The sequence below is a fragment of the Pseudomonas sp. EL_65y_Pfl2_R96 genome, assembly GCF_963970905.1.
Classification (GTDB): Bacteria; Pseudomonadota; Gammaproteobacteria; order Pseudomonadales; family Pseudomonadaceae; genus Aquipseudomonas.
In genome coordinates this window covers 177,928-194,023 of record NZ_CAXAQH010000002.1, presented here as the reverse complement: position 1 = coordinate 194,023, position 16,096 = coordinate 177,928, and the positions used below count along the sequence as shown (strand labels likewise).

18 protein-coding genes and 1 pseudogene are annotated in these 16,096 nt (G+C 55.2%); 3 read left to right on the top strand and 16 right to left on the bottom strand.

Annotation, left to right across the window (positions count from 1 at the left end; translation table 11 throughout):
* Positions 1-8: 8 nt before the first annotated feature.
* Entirely contained in the window at positions 9-269 is a 261-nt protein-coding gene (locus tag AACY49_RS03535) for a hypothetical protein (protein WP_339521637.1), read from the top strand.
* A gap of 59 nt (positions 270-328) precedes the next feature.
* Here the strand turns inward: AACY49_RS03535 and AACY49_RS03530 are convergent, their stop codons facing one another.
* The 3 genes from AACY49_RS03530 to AACY49_RS03520 all read right to left on the bottom strand — a co-directional run bounded on the left by AACY49_RS03530 (position 329) and on the right by AACY49_RS03520 (position 2,618).
* A complete protein-coding gene (locus tag AACY49_RS03530) occupies positions 329-643 on the bottom strand; it encodes a phage tail assembly protein (protein ID WP_339521636.1) in 315 nt (104 codons plus the stop codon).
* 168 nt (positions 644-811) lie between these two features.
* Positions 812-1,171, bottom strand: a complete 360-nt coding sequence (locus AACY49_RS03525; protein ID WP_030132028.1) for a DUF6124 family protein — start codon at positions 1,169-1,171, stop codon at positions 812-814.
* 913 nt (positions 1,172-2,084) lie between these two features.
* Complete coding sequence (locus AACY49_RS03520) at positions 2,085-2,618, bottom strand: UDP-N-acetylglucosamine acyltransferase (protein ID WP_339521635.1); 534 nt, start codon at positions 2,616-2,618, stop codon at positions 2,085-2,087.
* A 362-nt stretch (positions 2,619-2,980) separates the two neighbouring features.
* Between AACY49_RS03520 and AACY49_RS03515 the strand changes: the two genes are divergently transcribed.
* Positions 2,981-3,892: a hypothetical protein gene (locus tag AACY49_RS03515; RefSeq protein ID WP_339521634.1), complete on the top strand. Its 912-nt coding sequence runs from the start codon at positions 2,981-2,983 to the stop codon at positions 3,890-3,892.
* A gap of 137 nt (positions 3,893-4,029) precedes the next feature.
* On the opposite strand, the gene AACY49_RS03510 is transcribed toward AACY49_RS03515, so the two are convergent.
* From AACY49_RS03510 to AACY49_RS03465, 10 genes are all read right to left on the bottom strand, one after another.
* On the bottom strand, positions 4,030-5,025 hold the full coding sequence (locus AACY49_RS03510) for a restriction endonuclease (protein WP_339521633.1): 996 nt from the start codon (positions 5,023-5,025) through the stop codon (positions 4,030-4,032).
* A 221-nt stretch (positions 5,026-5,246) separates the two neighbouring features.
* Entirely contained in the window at positions 5,247-6,344 is a 1,098-nt protein-coding gene (locus tag AACY49_RS03505) for a hypothetical protein (RefSeq protein ID WP_339521632.1), read from the bottom strand.
* Positions 6,345-6,508: 164 nt separating this feature from the next.
* Positions 6,509-7,033, bottom strand: coding sequence for a phage major tail tube protein (locus AACY49_RS03500; protein WP_339521631.1), 525 nt, complete (start codon positions 7,031-7,033; stop codon positions 6,509-6,511).
* Positions 7,034-8,455, bottom strand: coding sequence for a phage tail sheath subtilisin-like domain-containing protein (locus AACY49_RS03495; protein ID WP_339521630.1), 1,422 nt, complete (start codon positions 8,453-8,455; stop codon positions 7,034-7,036).
* 5 nt (positions 8,456-8,460) lie between these two features.
* A complete protein-coding gene (locus AACY49_RS03490; protein ID WP_339521629.1) occupies positions 8,461-8,688 on the bottom strand; it encodes a hypothetical protein in 228 nt (75 codons plus the stop codon).
* Positions 8,685-9,173: a Gp37 family protein gene (locus AACY49_RS03485; protein WP_339521628.1), complete on the bottom strand. Its 489-nt coding sequence runs from the start codon at positions 9,171-9,173 to the stop codon at positions 8,685-8,687. Before AACY49_RS03485 ends, AACY49_RS03490 begins: the two co-directional genes overlap by 4 nt.
* Positions 9,170-9,604 (bottom strand): gp436 family protein, encoded by a 435-nt coding sequence (locus AACY49_RS03480; RefSeq protein ID WP_339521627.1) that lies wholly within the window; start codon positions 9,602-9,604, stop codon positions 9,170-9,172. Before AACY49_RS03480 ends, AACY49_RS03485 begins: the two co-directional genes overlap by 4 nt.
* 3 nt (positions 9,605-9,607) lie before the next feature.
* Positions 9,608-10,588 carry a major capsid protein gene (locus AACY49_RS03475; protein ID WP_339521626.1) on the bottom strand — a complete coding sequence of 327 codons (981 nt, stop codon included), beginning with the start codon at positions 10,586-10,588 and terminating at the stop codon, positions 9,608-9,610.
* A gap of 12 nt (positions 10,589-10,600) precedes the next feature.
* Positions 10,601-10,969 carry a head decoration protein gene (locus AACY49_RS03470; protein WP_339521625.1) on the bottom strand — a complete coding sequence of 123 codons (369 nt, stop codon included), beginning with the start codon at positions 10,967-10,969 and terminating at the stop codon, positions 10,601-10,603.
* Between the two features lie 8 nt (positions 10,970-10,977).
* A complete protein-coding gene (locus tag AACY49_RS03465) occupies positions 10,978-11,853 on the bottom strand; it encodes a phage protease (RefSeq protein ID WP_339521624.1) in 876 nt (291 codons plus the stop codon).
* Positions 11,854-12,173: 320 nt separating this feature from the next.
* Between AACY49_RS03465 and AACY49_RS03460 the strand changes: the two genes are divergently transcribed.
* Positions 12,174-13,238 carry a hypothetical protein gene (locus AACY49_RS03460; RefSeq protein WP_339521623.1) on the top strand — a complete coding sequence of 355 codons (1,065 nt, stop codon included), beginning with the start codon at positions 12,174-12,176 and terminating at the stop codon, positions 13,236-13,238.
* Positions 13,239-13,933: 695 nt separating this feature from the next.
* Here the strand turns inward: AACY49_RS03460 and AACY49_RS03455 are convergent.
* The 3 genes and pseudogenes from AACY49_RS03455 to AACY49_RS03445 all read right to left on the bottom strand — a co-directional run bounded on the left by AACY49_RS03455 (position 13,934) and on the right by AACY49_RS03445 (position 15,952).
* Positions 13,934-14,290, bottom strand: coding sequence for a DUF6572 domain-containing protein (locus tag AACY49_RS03455; RefSeq protein ID WP_339521622.1), 357 nt, complete (start codon positions 14,288-14,290; stop codon positions 13,934-13,936).
* Between the two features lie 78 nt (positions 14,291-14,368).
* Complete coding sequence (locus tag AACY49_RS03450) at positions 14,369-14,725, bottom strand: DUF6572 domain-containing protein (RefSeq protein WP_339521621.1); 357 nt, start codon at positions 14,723-14,725, stop codon at positions 14,369-14,371.
* Between the two features lie 10 nt (positions 14,726-14,735).
* A pseudogene (locus AACY49_RS03445) lies at positions 14,736-15,952 on the bottom strand (S-type pyocin domain-containing protein).
* Positions 15,953-16,096 lie beyond the last annotated feature (144 nt).

The window sequence follows — 16,096 nt, the reverse complement described above, 5'->3', positions numbered from 1 at the left end:
CTTTGGGCATGTTTGAAAAAGCCGCTCTACGCACCGCCAAGCTCCTCTATGCACTGGCCATTGGCGCCGGTGTGATCTGGCTTGCCTGGCTGTGCCTGGTTCACTTGCCGTTGTGGGCGGCGGTGCTGGTGTTTTGTTTGGCGCTGCCGCTGCTGGCCTTGGCTGCCGCCCCTGTTGCCGCGGGCGGCGCGTTGTTGGCCGGGTTGGCGGTGGGCCTGATCACGCTGACCCGCTATGGGCTTGCTCGTCGAGTTCGAGTCGACGATTGATCTCGCGCTTACACACGTCTACCCAGCGCCAGTACTCGACCATGTCCAGCCGGGCGATTTCAGACGGCTGCATTCGCAGCACCAGCAATAGCGCCTCGTCCCAGGACTGCAGCAACGTCGCCTGCGGCTGCCATTTCCCGCAACACCTCGGTGGCTAATTTGGAGTCGGCAATGTCGAATTCGCCGAGGTCTTCCAGGGTGATGCCCAGCATCTTGGCCACGAGCATGTCTTCCATCACGCCTTCGTCTTTGGTCGCCGCCTGCGCGGCGGTGATGTCTTTGCGTTTGAGGCGCGTAATTGGCCGTTTGGTGACCATGTCGCCGTTGGCGCTTTTGAAGGGAAATTTGAGGGTGAAGCTGAGTGGGTCGGCCATCGTTGGTGCTCCAGGTGGGTTGCTCTTGAAGAGCCCTGAGCATCGCACCTGGCCGTGGTGCTGACTTTTAATCGACTTTAAAGAGGCAGCACTTTTATGCGACCCCTTCGCGGTGCAACGATCAAAGCCCTTTACCGAGGGACAAGCCCCCGGTAAAGGGCTGAGTGATTACTTAGGTGGCACGAAGTTATCCAGCATTCGATTCACCGCCAGTTCAGCCAGCATAATGACTTGCTGAAGCGCCAGCAGGGTATTGCGCTGGGTGCCCTCCACCAAGGCCGCAATGTCACTGGCCATGACACTGGCCGAGGCCAGGTTCTCACACGTTTGAACCAGCAAGGCTTCATCGCCGACATCCGGCGCAATCATGTACATGGTGCTGGGTTTGCGGGGGGTGTTCTTGAGCGCTGCCGGGTTGAGGTAGAAATTGAGGGCGCGCTCGGCGGCTTCGTGGAATTTTTTTGAATCGTCAGATTCGTATGGGGATGCCGGATCAGTGTCTGGCGGGTTGGGCGTAACTTTGAACATAGATGAAAACTCCTTGTTGCAGATTTAAGGAGCCATCACCCTCGCTACCAAACGAAGGGTGGCGGCCATACGCGGGTTGGTAGACCGGCTGCAACAGGAAACCCGGCGCTCACAAAGGAGCCCCACGCATGACCACCATAAAAGCAGAGTCCCAAAAAAGAGACGGCATAAGGTGTTGCCATACGGCTGTTACAGGGCGGGCTACCAAACCCGATCACTGTTTTGCAGTGACCAGCAAACGATATAGCCCGCCCCACAGCCGCACAAGCCAGCGGATTCTGGCGCACGCGTAGGCAACGACGCAAGGTGTTGTAGCCGTTAGGACGTAACACAGAGTGTCTTTAAACACGCTTCGTTAAACGTGTGAGCGCTTTCAAAAAAACAAGGAAGCGTCCGACATTTTTAGGGTTGTGTTGCGGCGCAGCCGCACCTGCCGCCCGCTTGAAATCCTGCCGGGCGTGCGTGCGGTGACATGTGTTTTTTTGAGATTTTGGTCGGCGATGCCGGATCGGTCACCGGCGAATGGGTATGACGCTGAACGTCACGTCGGTCCTTTTGAATGGACCGTGCAGGGGTGAAAAAGGATGGCAACTGTACGCAAGGTAATGGAGTCGTGGGAGGAGCATTCGCAATGCCGACTTGCCCGAGGGCACCCTGTGTACAGTTACCATCAACATCAGGCATGGAGCTGCCTGTCCTGTCAAAAGAGGCACATGCAACTTAACGTGCCACGGGCTGCTCCGCCCGGTCACTGCGGCGGTGACGGGAGACACGATACCGGCAACCGCTTGGCGAAACAGCCGGTCGATTCCGTAGCGGGTGTAGGCAATGACATTGGATGTTGTAGTCTCACGAAGTCATACAGCGTTTCACCGAGCACGTCCTACCAAGGCTATTGACCTTGTCTTAACGCCTAGTTCAATTTCTGAGCTTCCAGTTTCGCCAGGAAGTCTCGAATATTGTTCTGTACGGCGCGATTGACTGATTCCTTGAGGCGGACGACACCCGCGAAGGCGTAGCCTGGAGGGACGATGCCCTGGGTGATGATCGTTTCTTCGAGCAAGGTTTCGCCCGTTTTACGGTTTACCAGCAGGTACTTTGCGGAAGCATCCGTCACCATGGTCACGCCAGCTGCCGGCGGATCCAGCTCTTGGATTTTGACGAAAAGATTCACTTTTTTTGTCGACTCGTCGTCGAACACTGAGCTCTTGTTGATGGCTTCTACTACTGCCCTTTCCCAGAGTTCAGGAATGCCTTCACCATCAGACGGTACATTGCCTGTTTGTTCATTGGGGGCAGCGAAGGAAACGGATACGGCGCGAAGGTCTGCGTCCACTTTGTGGGTCGAGGGCGAAATACTTGGAACGGAGAAATTCAGCGGGGGTACAGATGTGCAGCCGCTTAGCAAAGCGAGCAGCAACGTACTGACGGCGATCCTTGAGCGCATTCTTGATTCCTTTCTGAAAATGAGTTGAGGCGGGAAAAGCATAGTCGGCGTTAGCCCAAGTCGCCTTTGTCTGGTGCTAAACGGGAGCAGGCGCAGCAATGATGTTGGATGTTGTGACTACACGAAATCATACGGAGTGCCACTGAGCACGCCTATGGTGGGTGACGGCTTTGAAAAATATTGGGGAGGTATTTGGCCGCCGGAGAGCACGGCCGCTCGAAATTTTCCACGAAGTTTCACCACGCCAAATCAGCGATACACTGCTCAATACTCTGTGCGCTCATGCTATGAATGAGCGCATCGATACCCTACGGGAGAGCTGTAAAAACTCTCTTCTAAACCCACCCCACAGATGTGCCTTCATGAAAACAGTGATTTCCTCCCTTGAGTCAACCGCTGAAAGTCTTTTAAAACTAAGCGGTGCGGCACTCAAATTTAGCATCGGCTTAGGTAGTGCTTGCGTGATTATTTATGCACTACGGGTTGGTCATTTTCCTCAGGGCCTTACCCTTGGAGACGGGCTGCTGTTCCTGCTGGCGGCGAGTTGTTTTGGTGTTGTTTATGCCATGTTCGTCGGTTGCCTAGTTTCGCTGGGCATTTGCTTCTCGATCCTGACACGACCGGCGTTCAATTTTGCGTACGAGTATATAAAGAAGAAAACACGTTCGACTAAAAAAATGGCGTATGAACTGGCACCTTTCCATTGGGGGGCAATCCCCTTCGCGCTGTTGGCTTTGCTGCTGATTTGGGGATTCGGACGACACGACAACGTGGCTTACTGGAATTTGCCATTGCTTTCGGTAGCACTCTACCTCTTCTATTCCGTGGTAAAGGCGGCAGGCACGCAGTACCGTAGCCATGAACGGTTGCTTAACACTGTGATTGCCACTCCGGAGAAGGATGCGCTTCAGCGATCGGGAGATGCTGGAAAAGCAAAAAATGCTTATCTCGCGTGCCTCAGCTTAATCATGCTGCTGCCATTGCTGATGGGTGGTGTTTCAGGCCAACTCATGGATGGAGCCATGCGTATGGCACAGGTCCGCATTGAGCATGCCACTGTTTACGTCAAAGCGCCTTATAACGCCCTGATACCTGATGCTCTGGTAGCCAAAGACGCCAAGTCACCGGAAGGTTACAAGGCTTATGCTAGTGTGACTGTGCAATTCAAAGGCTTTGGTAATACCACTGTTATTGCTTTCACTGATGGCAAACTTCAGCGGCAGCTGGATATTCCGAATGATCAGATTATTGTGGAAAAGAAGACAGATAACTGACTAGGTTCCATGCAAGATATACTCACTGCATTGAAGTGGGTATGCAGTTCGCGCTAGCAATTATAAGCTGTTTTTATCTGCTAGTAGCCATTTTTAAAAAATGGTTACTAGCAAATGCAGTCAGAATCATTCAGCCGCTAATCCATGTAGTCAAATCGGTTTGGTAGTTTATCCCATGGAGTGTAGTAGTTCGTACCATCCCAGTAGCTAACCCGACCATTGTCCCGCTCAGTGCGCAATGCTCGGAGAACCCCGCTTTCGTTAAATCCGCTCATCATAGTGAAGTCGAGAAGTGGCATTTCTGTCCCTCTAGTGCCATATCCATCGTCTGAAACTTTTCGATTGCCTATCTTTAGTAATAGCGCCGCATGTTTTGATTCTTTAATGACAATTGCATAGGCGTTGTTGCAGATATTATAGCCATAAGTGGCATGCACGATTCTGGCGTCGGGATGGCGCGCCAATACTTTCACTAGTCGCTCGACCGATTCGCGGGCTATGAGCGTAGACTTATCTCGAATGACACCGCCCGTGGCTTTGGAGCACCATGTAATAATGTCTTCTTTTTGCGCTAACTGAAGTTCGCCAGATACTCGGCCTGCAAATTTTTTAGCAGCGGGCGTATAACTGGAAGTTGTAATGAAGAGTGCATGGTTCGCGCCTTCAGCTTTACTAACACCATAAAGGGCTTGGACCGGGACCGGCTCGATTTTTCGGTGTTGCGCATAACGTTTAGCCTGTACAACCGTCAATATATCGCCGATTGGGTTTTCTTGAATTAGCCGCAGGTCAACCCCGCCATCCGCTCTGCCAGGGCCAAGCAACGCTTTGTACCCGTGATTCTGGAAGATTCGAAACAGAAGGACTTCGAAGTCGCGCCACGGTAGTTTGTGAAGGTCATCGGGGCGGCCTGCAAAATGGCTGAACAACTCTTCGTATACATCACCTGTATCTTCAGTCAATAGACTGCAAACCCATTGCCAGTGAAAATACTCGTAGAATTTTTTTTGACGTTCTTCATCGTCGGTGTACAGGGCGATCGTTACACCATCTTGCGCTTCGTAGATATAGCCCAGTTCGTCGAGCAAGTCTGTAAATTCTGTTTCATACTCGCCATAAGTAATCGCATCCATGCCTCCATCCGAATAAAAATACATTATTACGGGGTAGTCGGAAGGTTCGCATTGCGAATGTTCTAAGTGTGATTTAAATCCGCAGTCGTACCACAGCGACCGCTCTCCAGTCCACTCTTGTATTGCATCTTGTACACGGGCAATTTCACATTCCACGTCTTGATCGGTCCAGTCGGACGGCGACTTATGGCTATGACTATTCATTAGTATAATCCAACTGCCTATCGGGTTTTAGTTAGTAAGCCAGCACGCTGCATGTGCGACAACCAAACTTTCGGGTGATAACCATCAAATATTCCGACAAGTTTCTCTCCTACCGCCAAATCTGCTGCTCCGACCGCTGCTCCGACGGCTGCTCCTGGAGCTCCAGCCATAAGCATACCGGCGACTGTGCCGACTCCTGTTGAAAGCCCAAATCGGAGCCAGTTTGTCCACGCCTGTTTAGATGGCAATAGTTTCTCAGCTGAATCGTATGCTGCACGTACATCAAGCCCAGCGGAAAGATTTTTCGTAAGCCATACTCTGAGATTTTGAGCCTCGTCACTTAATATGACGCTAATGATGCTCTTAATTTCATCGTCGGTTCTAGTTGTACGAGTGAAGCCGGGGATTTCAAAAGTTGGAAGATTATTTATTTTATGAAGATCGTTGATTACTTTTTTTGTCGCGAAGTGGTCGGCATCAGTAGAGACTGCTTTGGAGTGCCTAATAGGAAAGCATAACTCCAGTAATTGAGGTAGCTCCTGGTCCATTTCCATTGATGGAACTCCTGCTAACAGGAGGTCGTTCATCCGTGCAACTCCTGTAATGGCTCCGGTTTGGTAGTAATAATGTTCGCTTGGAAAAAGAAACTCATAGCCGGAACGACCAGCATAATGGGCAAAAGAATCAATTACATCATTTTTTGCCGGCACCCACCTTGAGTAATCTAAAGCGATTGGCTCAATGAACGTTTCCTCAATTTCCGAAAATAAATCGTCACGGTCGCTTCCCTCCTTAAAGAAATCAGCAGTGCGAACGTTTCTGAAAAACTGATCACGATTGTAATCTTGTGGCTGGACCTTATTCGCGTAGCGCAAGGAGTAAGATGGACAGAAACGTATTTTCTTTTCTCTGATAAGCAACCGAAGTGCCTTTGTATCAAAGGCTGCCTCTAATCGATTCAAGACTTCAGCATCCAGCGGAATCACGACCTCGTTATGAACGAGTAGGCAATCCGCCAGATAACCAACGTGATCGGATACGGAAAAGCAGAGATCGGCTGCGACGCCTAACCTGCTAGGCAATTGAAATTCAGCGGAGGTTGCAGTTTGAGTCATTTGGCTTCCTTTCCTACCAATGCTGGGTTTGCTTGAAATATTGATTGGACACTCGGGTGTGCATGCAAACCTAGAGCTGTCGCATTCACTATCGTGTTCTCGACACTCGGGATTAAATCATATCATTGAGCCATCAGGCGTAAAGGTACCAATAGCTCTTGAATTCAGACGATACCAAGGTTCCTGTTGTATTTGCCCAACTGATCTTCCCCGCCCACCCGAAAAATATTCGCCAAATAGTCCAGCAACACCACCTCATCTCCATTGATCATCTGCCGTACATAGGTGGCCGAAAACGGCGTCTCGTACTTGGTCGGATCCCGTGGCTTATGCGTACCCAACTGATACTCCTTACCCGTAATGGTCATGGTCGTAACCAGCGGAATCTCATTCACCAGTCCCCCATTGTTGAACACCTGAACGTTAGACCGGCACTGCAGCTGCACGCTCTTGAACGGCGTCACCAACTTTTTGGCCGCCTCGAAGTACAGGCTGTTCCAGGTGATTTTCCCTTCCAGCTTGTCGATGCCATCGGGCAGTTCGATCAGCCCGACCATGCCCAACCCTTGAAAGTCGCTCATCACGGTTTTGATGGTGCCCAGGTCAATCTCTTCACACCTGCCAAAGAAGCTGGCGCCATCCAGATAGACGTTGGCGTTGGAGATGCGGTGTGCGCTAAAGCCTGCCATTTATGCGGCCCCCAGGTTGACCAGGTAATCCCCGGTGATTTCGGTTTCAAAGGTGCCGCGTTCGAACGGCAGCGGCACGGTGAGTTTGTAGTTGAACAGTGCGTGGCCCTGTTCCAGTTCGGTTTGTGGGTTGCGGGCCGGGTCGTACCAGCATTCGCCGCCGAGTAAGGCGCCGTCGCCGATGAGTTTGCGCAGGAACAAGTTGACGCTTTCGGTGAGGCTGGTGATGAGCGCGGTGGTGATGGGCTGGTCGACGAATTGCAGCGCGCTGTAGCGGATGGATTCGTCGACAACGTCTTTGGTGCGGCGCACGTTTTCGAAGTTGCGCATATGGGTGACGGTGGGCCAGGCCGCGGTGCGGTTGCCCCATAGACGCAGGCCGGTGCCGAAGGAGTTGAAGACGGTGGTGACGCCGTTTTCGTTGAGCAAATTGACCTCGCTGGTGGCGTCGTCGATGCGTGCGGTGAGTGGCCGTTCCAGGCCGATGACACCCAGCAGTGGTTGATTGGAGCTGCTCCACCAGTAGCCGTGGTCGTGGTCGACTTTGGCGCGCAGGCCGGCGGCGCGGATTGATAGCGGTTGCAGGCGCTCGCCCTTGGCGGCGTCGTACACCTTGACGTGTGGGTAGCACAGACGGACCCGATCGCTGCTGGTGTTGAAGTTGATGGCGCCGGACGGCCCGCGCCCGGTCAACACTTGTTGCACGGTGGCGCCGATGGGGGCATCGACGTAGGCCACGCCACCGACTTGGCCGGCCGAGGTGGCCAGGTCGACCGTCACCGCCTTCAAGGTGCTGAAGCCCGGGGCGATGAAGATTTTAGGGAAGAAGCCCAGTTGGTTATAGCTGTCTTGGAAGGCCTTTAAGCCGGTGCGCCGCCCCGCGAGGGTGATGCCGCCGATGATGTCGGCCGGAGTGACTTGACTGGGGTCGGCGTGGGTGTAGTCCGCTTTGACCTGGGCGTTGGCGGGAATGCTGCCGGTGGCCAGGCGCCTGACTCGGCCGGTGAGCCTGTTGACGGTGTAGTCGGTGCCTTGCCCGTGGGTGACGGCCCCGTCAGCGGACTTTATTTGCAGTGTTTGCAGCGCACCGTGCGCCAGCTGCAACAGGTCGTTGTCGGCGAACTGCTGGGGCTGGTCGGCGACCTTGGTGCTGTGGATGTCTGGGTCGAGCACGTTGACCACCAGCACGGTCCCGGCGCCGAAATCGTAGATGCCCTGCAGCGCTTCGGGGATGCTGAAGCCGCTGTGGTGCGGGCCGAACTGGGCGGCGTGGGTGTCGTTCAAGCACAAGGTGAGTTCATTGACGGGCCCGACCGGCGCGGTGCCGACCAAGGCAATGACCGCCGATTTGACCACCCGAACAGGCCGCGGTCCGCGCTCGACTTCGGTGGTTTCTATGCCGTGCAGGTAGTTAGCTGGCATGAGGGTTATTCCTTCTCTGGTTTTTGAGGCGCAGGGGCGGACTTGTTGCCGGCCTTGGGCGGTAGCGGTGCCAGGTGTTTGAGTGCTAACAACACCACGGTGTATTCGTGTTCGGCCGGGAGCTCTACGGGCTTGCCTGGCAGCAGCTGGACGTCTAGTGGCTGCCCGGTGTCGCCCATGCGCAGGGAGACCGCGCTTTGCGGGCCGGTGTAGAGGTAACGGGTCAGGTTCATGGGTGTTCCTGGAATGCAGCGTGTTTAAGCAGCGGCCCGTGTTCGGGGGGCATGGCTTGCAGTTGTGTGGTGCGGGTGGCGAAGTCCTGGGCGTACTGCCACACACCGTTCATGTGGCCGATGAACTGTTCGGACAGTGGGCGGCAGGCTTGGTCTGCGTTTGGCGGATACCAACCGGTGAGGCAGGCGCGTATGCGGTCGAGGTAGCTGACCACGCCTGTTGTGCCGTTGAGTTGGCGGAAGATCAGCGTGAGGCGCAGCACCACGTTGCGGGCTTGAAAGGTGGCGTCGGTGCTTTCCGAGCTGGCAAAGGTCGACTTGCCATAGGCCAGCAAGACGGCACCGCGTGCGTGGTTGAGGCGGTACTGCAGTGGGTTTTCGGGAAACAGTTCGACCATCAGTTCGTGGCCGACATCGTGCTGCAGTTTTGCGAGCATGGCGTCCAGCAGGTGCTCGGTTTGGGTTTTGTGGATCACCTGTGTCATCCGTAGCGCCCCCACGTGTCGGTGCTGAATTGCTGAGGGCGTGCGCGCACGCGGATTTCGCCCGGTTCTGGCACGGCGTGGCCGGTGGGCAGGCCTAGGGTGACGACCCCGTCGCGGATGTTTTCCAGCAATTTGAGGGTGTCTTTGCGAGCGTCCTTTACGGCGTCGGGCAACGCGCCTTCGGGGCGACGCTGGTACAGCCAGTGCCGCGTCAGGTAGATCACGGCATCGCGCAGCATGGTGGGCACCGGGTCGAGCGGCAGATGGTAGCGCCCACGTAGGTAGCCATCGACCAGCTCTTGCGCCTGGCGCACGCCGTCGTCGATGACGTTTTCGTCGGGTTGCGTGGCGGCCGGGTCGTCGTTGGAAAGCTGAACCAGAGTGATCTGCGGGATGGCGTTACCGAGGTCGGCGCGGGTGCAATAGCGCATGGGTCAACCCGCCTTCAGTTCGACCAGCGCTTCGGGGAACAAGCACATGGCCAAGGGGTTGGCTTGGGCTTCTAGGTCCCAACCTTTGCCCATCTTGCGTGGCTCGGCCTTGCTGTAGAACGGCTGGCCCAGGGTGTTGACGGTTTCGTTGTAGTTGGCCGGGGCGTTGAACAGGCGGAACACGCCGCGGGCGACTGGAAAGACTTGGGCGATGTCGGCCGGGATGAAGCGCTGGCCGCTGACGGTGACGTCGTACTCGATGTACTCGATACCGCCGAAGGTGAAGCCGGTGCGCATGTCGCCGCCGAGGCGGTCTTGGGCCGCTTGGTAGTGGGCGAAGGCCTCTTTGACCTTGGCGTGGTCGGTGAAGGCGTCGAACCAGTCCGGCCCACAGAAGGCGCGGAAGCCGGTGACCATGACGCCACCGAGTTTGGATTCGGCGTGGCGTTTGGCGTCGATGCAGGCTTTGCGCACGTCGGTGTCGGGGTTGCTGAGGCGCACGGTGACCTTCTTCTGTTTGACGTCGAACTCATCAAACAGGTCGAACAATATTGAGCCGTCGGCGTCGAGCAGTTGACCGCGCAGTGCGCCAACGCGCTGGAATTCGCGGGTGGCTTCGATGCTGTTTTTGAGTTCTTGCAGGTGGTCGTTGATGACGGTGACGACGGGCGCGGTGGCGCTTTCCTGGCCGAAGGCGGCGATGCCTTGTAGTTGGCTGGGCAGGATCGAGCTGCTGACCGGCAGGTGCAGGGTTTCGAAGGTGCGGCGTTTGCGTTTGCGGCCTTCGAGCGGCGCGGGATCGTCGTTGCGTGAGGTGTTGGGCACGAGCACCAGACGGCCTTCGCGTTCATCAATGACGACGCTGGTGCTGGTGACGCCTTTTTCGTCGAACAGCCCCATGGCGCCGACCTTGCCGGGGATGGCCGGGAGTTTGTTGACGGCGGCGGTGAGGTTGGCGACGCTGAACAGGTCTGGCAGGTTCATGGTGGGCTCCGGTTAGAGGGTGGCGCGGGCGACGATGCCTTGGGCGTTGAGTTCGTCTAGGGCGACGGACTTCTGGGGTTCAGTGATGCCCGAGGGCCAGACGAGGTGTGCCAGGGCGACGACAGCGCCGCGGGCAATGACGACGCCGGGTTGGTCGCTTGCGGTGGCGTCTATGCGTTCGGCCAGGACGGCGGCGGCTTTTTTGGCGGCACCGGTGCCGCCGGGGTCGAGGGCTTGGTATTTGCCGGCGACTTTGGCGAGCACCTGCCCTAGTGGATAGTCAGTGCCCGCGAGCAAGGTGACTTTGCTTTTGGTCCAGCCGGGGCTGACTTGGAGCAGCAGTAGATCGCCCAGGTCTTTGGGTTGGTTGAAGGTGGCCATGGGGGTTCCTATCGTTGGGCGCGGGCTTGGGCGTCGGCGAGCAAGGGGTTGGTGGCTGCGGCATTGGGCGGGTCGGTGCGGGCCTTTGTGGCGACTTCGGTGAAGCTGACGGTGTTGGTCAGATCTTTGAAGAGGGTTTTGAGGCCGGCGCTTAGTGGCTGGCGTTGGTTGCCTTCGCCGAACTCCAAGGGGGTTGCGCCGAACTGCGCGGCATTGAGGGCTGCAATGACGATTGGGGCGTGCAGCGGTTTCATGCCGGCGGCGACCAACTGCTCTGCGTACGAGACGCTGGCCGTATGGATGGCTTGCTGTGTGGCGGTGCGGGCGGCTTTGTCGCGTTGGGCGAGTTCGGCTTTGAGGCGTTGGTTTTCTGCCTCTAAGGCGGCGGTGTTTGGCTCGGTCATGGGGGCTGCCTGGACGGTGGATTCAGAAGGTGGGGTTTGCAGGCCGTGGTCGCTGAATTCGAGGACGCCGGGTTCGCCTTCGGCCAGTTCGATGGGGCGCAGGCCTTTGACGGCTGGCGGTTGGGCGCCGAGGAAACCGACGTGGCGCAGGTAGTACACGCCGGGGACGGGGTTGTTGGCTGCGGTTGGGTGGTAGAAGGAGGCGGAGATTTTTTTGTAGCTGCCCTTGGCGACTTGCTCGGCGAAGGTGGCGTCGATTTGTTGGGGTTCGGCGATTAGGCCTTGGGCGGTGGCGGATAGGCATTTGACCCAGCCGGCTGCGGGGGCGTCGTGCTGTGGGTGGCCGATGACCAGTGGGGCTTCGTGGAGGGTTGGGTTGTAGGCGGCGCCGGTGGCGGCCAGGTCGGACTCGGTGAAGTTGAAGGTGGTGCCGCATTGGGCGGTGTGGGTGCCGGGCTTAAAGATGTGGAGTGGGTTCATTGGGGTGCGCTGCGTTGTGATGATGTGCAGAGCTTGGGCGATGGGTGGGGCTGGGGCTTTTAATCGGGTTTAAAGGGTTAGGATCGATAAGACTTGCTGGTTAGGAACGTCGCCACATTTATTGAGCACGGGGTGAGGTGTGGCAAGGATAAAATAACCGCACAAACACCTAGACCCGCAATCAACGCACACAAACTATTGATTGGTATAAAAATAGTCGATTAAGTGATTATTCCCCTTTCTTAAAATATGCCCCGCACTGGCGAAAACAACCGCCGTCTGCTATTGGTTATAGCAATGCGTTGAGCGGGATTGGTGCCTTGCAGTATTTGCACTCAGTTGAAGGGAATGACTTTACTGAATTTAAGGAGAAAATGATGCAAGGACTTCAGCGCGCAACATTATTTTTCGGAGCAATGACATTAGTTGGGTGTAGTGTGTGGCACCCAATGGAGCCACCGATAGCAAATGCTCTTGGGCGGCATGTCGAACAAGGCGGACTCGGTAAAAAAAATACAATTGGTACAATGGCTATGACATTAAGCCCCACAATGGTACGTATCGATGAGTCGAGAGATACATTTACAAAAAGCGAATACTCATCTTTCCACGCCGCGTTAATGGCTTCATTCAACAATCTGGCCGGGGCCGGTGCAGGCGTAAATTATGACGCCTCGAACATTGAGGTGTCTAAAGGTTGGAAAGTGATGCAAATTTCCAACCTTTCCAGCGCTGCGCCTCTCAACTCGGAGTTCGTTTATAAGTGCCTAACGAATGATGAGTATAGCTTTGAAGCAAGGAGCTTGCTGGCCGGAGGGGGATCTATAAACAGTACTGAACTTGCCAAATCTTTTGGCACAGCAGAAATCACTACCACTCCTTCAGCGCCGAACGTTACAAAGGTCACAATAAAAAACCCTACTGTTTGCCTCTCTTACGTCGCGGCGCGCCTAGATCCAATAGATAAGGGCTCAACACCCAAAAGGACTGCCCTGACGAAGACTGAAGATGGCATATCAAAAATTGCGTTTAATCTAGGCCATAACGGCTCTAGCGATCAGGCTACTCTCGACCTGGGTACCGAAGGTCTGGATAATAAGCCGATGTATAGGTTGATATATGCGGGTACCAAAGAGGCCCCCTCATTAAGAGTCCAAATAGTTGACCTGACCGACCCGGCCAATGCGCACAGTATAGTTCTTTCGGAAACCACACCTGGATCTGGATCTTGGGAAGGCGTCTATGGTCTTGAAAATTTTCAGTACGAGAGCATGAAGTTCTTACTGGCTCGGTTAAAAATTAATGCAAAGCTAGCCGCAGATAACACTGTTGATGTGGCATCAGCGACAATTTTTGCTCCCACCTATAAGCTTTCTTTAAAATAGCCTAAATGCTTGCTGTGGCACGCATTGGCGCAGTAGGCACTTCGCTGATGCAAAGTAAACAGTCCAGAGCTAGTCGACTCGTGTCGTATAGCTCTGGCGTTACGGATTACTGAGGAGGATCAGATTATGAATCAGTTCGCCGGTCACGCCTGACCAAGAGCAGGAATATCTGTTTACCCAAGTGATTGAGCCGCCTATTGATGGGGGTGATGCTTGCCTCTGTTCAGCATCAGGATGGGATCAACATTGCTCTGTTTTCACGTGTGCTCGCCAGCATTCCCTATCAGTAGAGAACCGATGACGATCCCATCATCGGCAATGGGCTTTTCCCGTCTGGTGTTTTGTACATCCCCGATTCGCTCGTGGCTCACAAAATCGGCTGTGTCACCTTTGAGATCGAGCCACTGGATATCAACGGCGACCGTCAACAGGGATTGGCGTTACGAGCAAGACGCCTATGGTGAATGGGACTATTGAACACCTTGCGGTTGTTGGGGCCGGATGACGCTTTTAGATCTGTCGAGCCGGCTTTATAACGTCTTTACGACGGCCTTTCGTTGACTGCCCCATGAACCGGAGCCAGTCGGGCAAGGAAGGCTTCAGATCGCTTCAGAGGCAGGCGGTTTTTTGTCGGTCGCCAAAGACGTGAAATACCTGGGCCGGTGGATGGCCCAGTGTGTTTGGCGCGACTTCGGTCACATGTTGCGTATTGCTTCGTCCGCATTGAGCACGAACTCCATTCCAATACCCACGCCCTTCAATACCTCGGTCACGCGGTCGATGAAGAACTCGCCTTGCTCGGGTAGTTCGTACAGACCATTGATACGGATCTTCGGGTTTTTGCCTTTGGACGGTGGGTAGCTTTCCAGCAATTCACCACTCTCAATGAAGGCCACGTAGGTGTTGATCTTCTCTTGGAGTAACAGCAGGTGTTCGCCCTGTTGGGCTTTGGTACCCCATTCAAGGTGGTCGGTGATGACCAGCACCACGTTTTCGGGCTCCCGCTCGGGCACTGCAATAATATCGACGACGTTTGTTTCTACGATGGACATGTCTGCTCCTTCAGAGGGACGGTCAGCGTGCAGACGCCCCTTCTGGAGGGCTGGACAGGCTGGGAATTGTTGCCCTTGTCACTTGTTGCTTTTTTCTTTATCCGTTTTAAGCACGAACTCGAATCCAATACCCACTTCCTTCAGTGTCTCGGCAACGCGATCAATGAACATCTCGCCTTGCTCGGGCAGTTCATACTTGCCGTGAACACGGATGACAGGCGATTTGCCCTGTGCGCCGGGAATCTCGGTGTAGATTTCACCGCTTTCGATGAAGGCGATGTAGGTGTTGATTTTCTCTTGAAGCACCAGCAGGTGCTCGCCTTGTTCGGCTTTTTCGCCCCATTCGAGATGATCAGTGATGCCGAGAATGATCTTGCTGTTGTCCCATTTTGGGATGCCCCACATATCAATGATTTTGGCGTCTGTTACTGACATGACAGCTCCTTTAATTGGTTAGTTTTTGCGGTGGTCGCAAGATTTCTACTCGGGTAGGCGGGATTTCCGTACCGCCGGGGAAGCCGGGTTTACCCTTGCCTACAATGCGCCCACCACTCTGCTCGATTTCCGGGAATGCCCGCTTTTGATTGCGTGTCAGCGGTGCCGTTTCAGAGGCTTTACATTCGACGCACGCGATATCGCCATTGGCGTCTCTACCGATCATATCGAGGCGGGTTCGGGTACCGCTCTCTGTTTTGATTGTGACCTGTTGACCTGATTCTTCCATTTCTTCGGAAAACCCTTCGTAGGATTCTTCCTCAAACGCAGCGCCAGCCGCTTTGTTTTTCTCTAACTGCGTGCTGAGCACAATGTAGATGGGCTCTAGGCCTGCGTCAGCCGGGAACCAGATGATTGCATCCTGGAACTCGGGGGGATGCTCTGGGTTTTCCAGCAACGTGTCGGATTGCGCTGTCGGCGGGTACACCCATACGGGTGGCAATTGTGGGGCGCCTTTCAGCGCAGGAATACCCAATACACCGTCTGGGCTCGCGGCGGGCGTCCAGGTGAGGCCAATACCGTTGCCTATGTCGGCAACGTATTTTTCATCGCTCTTCGTCGCCTCTATGACGGGACATTTTCCCAGTCTTTTTTGCCGCCGGTGTAGAACCCGTACGCGTTGACGGAGCCGTCTGGCAAGGTTTTCACGTTGACGCGGACACGCGTGCGGCCAGCCTTGAGCGTTGCGTACTGATCGTTTTTGTAGAAGGCACTGTCGGGGGCAATGCTGGTGTTAGGCATTAACAGTGCGACCGTACCGACGGCAGCACCTGCCGCCACAGCGCCAGCCCCCTCCAGCAAATGGAGTGCAAGAGAGCCGCCCAGCCGTTGGGCAATGGCGCCGCCGGTTGTTGAGCCACCGACTAATTGGAGTGAGGTGCCTTCGGCCGATATTGCAGCCCCAGTGCCCAGCACGGCCCATAGTCCGTAGTCGGCCAGCTTTTCAACGGGCACAAACCCTGCTGGGTTGGTGTAATTGATTTCACCGTCGGGCAGGTTGCAGCTCTTGGCAAACACACAGCCTAAGGGGTCGGGTTTTACGTCTGGCTCGGGTGGGAGGTCTTTGTATTGCGCCCAATGCTGAGCGTTAACATCAACGGGCTCGACGCTGCCGCTATAGCCCTTGGGCGAGTTGGGCCGGGCCGGTTTGGGTATGTAGCCACTCAATCCTTGATTCCTTGTCCTGATCCTTTGAACGGGGCGCAGGGTGACAGGTCAGGTTTTAGGTGGCAATAGCAGTATTGGGCTCTACAGAGTATTCGTGCAACGCGCAGACCAACAGTGCCGAGATATCACTCTCAGCACTGTTGG

What these genes read in the sequence shown, in the direction of transcription:
- AACY49_RS03535 (WP_339521637.1), top strand. Translation starts at nt 9, where the DNA reads ATGTTTGAAAAAGCCGCTCTACGCACCGCCAAGCTCCTCTATGCACTG.
- AACY49_RS03500 (WP_339521631.1), bottom strand. Translation starts at nt 7,033, where the DNA reads ATGGCAGGCTTTAGCGCACACCGCATCTCCAACGCCAACGTCTATCTG.
- AACY49_RS03515 (WP_339521634.1), top strand. Translation starts at nt 2,981, where the DNA reads ATGAAAACAGTGATTTCCTCCCTTGAGTCAACCGCTGAAAGTCTTTTA.
- AACY49_RS03470 (WP_339521625.1), bottom strand. Translation starts at nt 10,969, where the DNA reads ATGGCCACCTTCAACCAACCCAAAGACCTGGGCGATCTACTGCTGCTC.
- AACY49_RS03530 (WP_339521636.1), bottom strand. Translation starts at nt 643, where the DNA reads ATGGCCGACCCACTCAGCTTCACCCTCAAATTTCCCTTCAAAAGCGCC.
- AACY49_RS03510 (WP_339521633.1), bottom strand. Translation starts at nt 5,025, where the DNA reads ATGGATGCGATTACTTATGGCGAGTATGAAACAGAATTTACAGACTTG.
- AACY49_RS03465 (WP_339521624.1), bottom strand. Translation starts at nt 11,853, where the DNA reads ATGAACCCACTCCACATCTTTAAGCCCGGCACCCACACCGCCCAATGC.
- AACY49_RS03475 (WP_339521626.1), bottom strand. Translation starts at nt 10,588, where the DNA reads ATGAACCTGCCAGACCTGTTCAGCGTCGCCAACCTCACCGCCGCCGTC.
- AACY49_RS03520 (WP_339521635.1), bottom strand. Translation starts at nt 2,618, where the DNA reads ATGCGCTCAAGGATCGCCGTCAGTACGTTGCTGCTCGCTTTGCTAAGC.
- AACY49_RS03505 (WP_339521632.1), bottom strand. Translation starts at nt 6,344, where the DNA reads ATGACTCAAACTGCAACCTCCGCTGAATTTCAATTGCCTAGCAGGTTA.
- AACY49_RS03450 (WP_339521621.1), bottom strand. Translation starts at nt 14,725, where the DNA reads ATGTCAGTAACAGACGCCAAAATCATTGATATGTGGGGCATCCCAAAA.
- AACY49_RS03480 (WP_339521627.1), bottom strand. Translation starts at nt 9,604, where the DNA reads ATGCGCTATTGCACCCGCGCCGACCTCGGTAACGCCATCCCGCAGATC.
- AACY49_RS03455 (WP_339521622.1), bottom strand. Translation starts at nt 14,290, where the DNA reads ATGTCCATCGTAGAAACAAACGTCGTCGATATTATTGCAGTGCCCGAG.
- AACY49_RS03525 (WP_030132028.1), bottom strand. Translation starts at nt 1,171, where the DNA reads ATGTTCAAAGTTACGCCCAACCCGCCAGACACTGATCCGGCATCCCCA.
- AACY49_RS03495 (WP_339521630.1), bottom strand. Translation starts at nt 8,455, where the DNA reads ATGCCAGCTAACTACCTGCACGGCATAGAAACCACCGAAGTCGAGCGC.
- AACY49_RS03485 (WP_339521628.1), bottom strand. Translation starts at nt 9,173, where the DNA reads ATGACACAGGTGATCCACAAAACCCAAACCGAGCACCTGCTGGACGCC.
- AACY49_RS03490 (WP_339521629.1), bottom strand. Translation starts at nt 8,688, where the DNA reads ATGAACCTGACCCGTTACCTCTACACCGGCCCGCAAAGCGCGGTCTCC.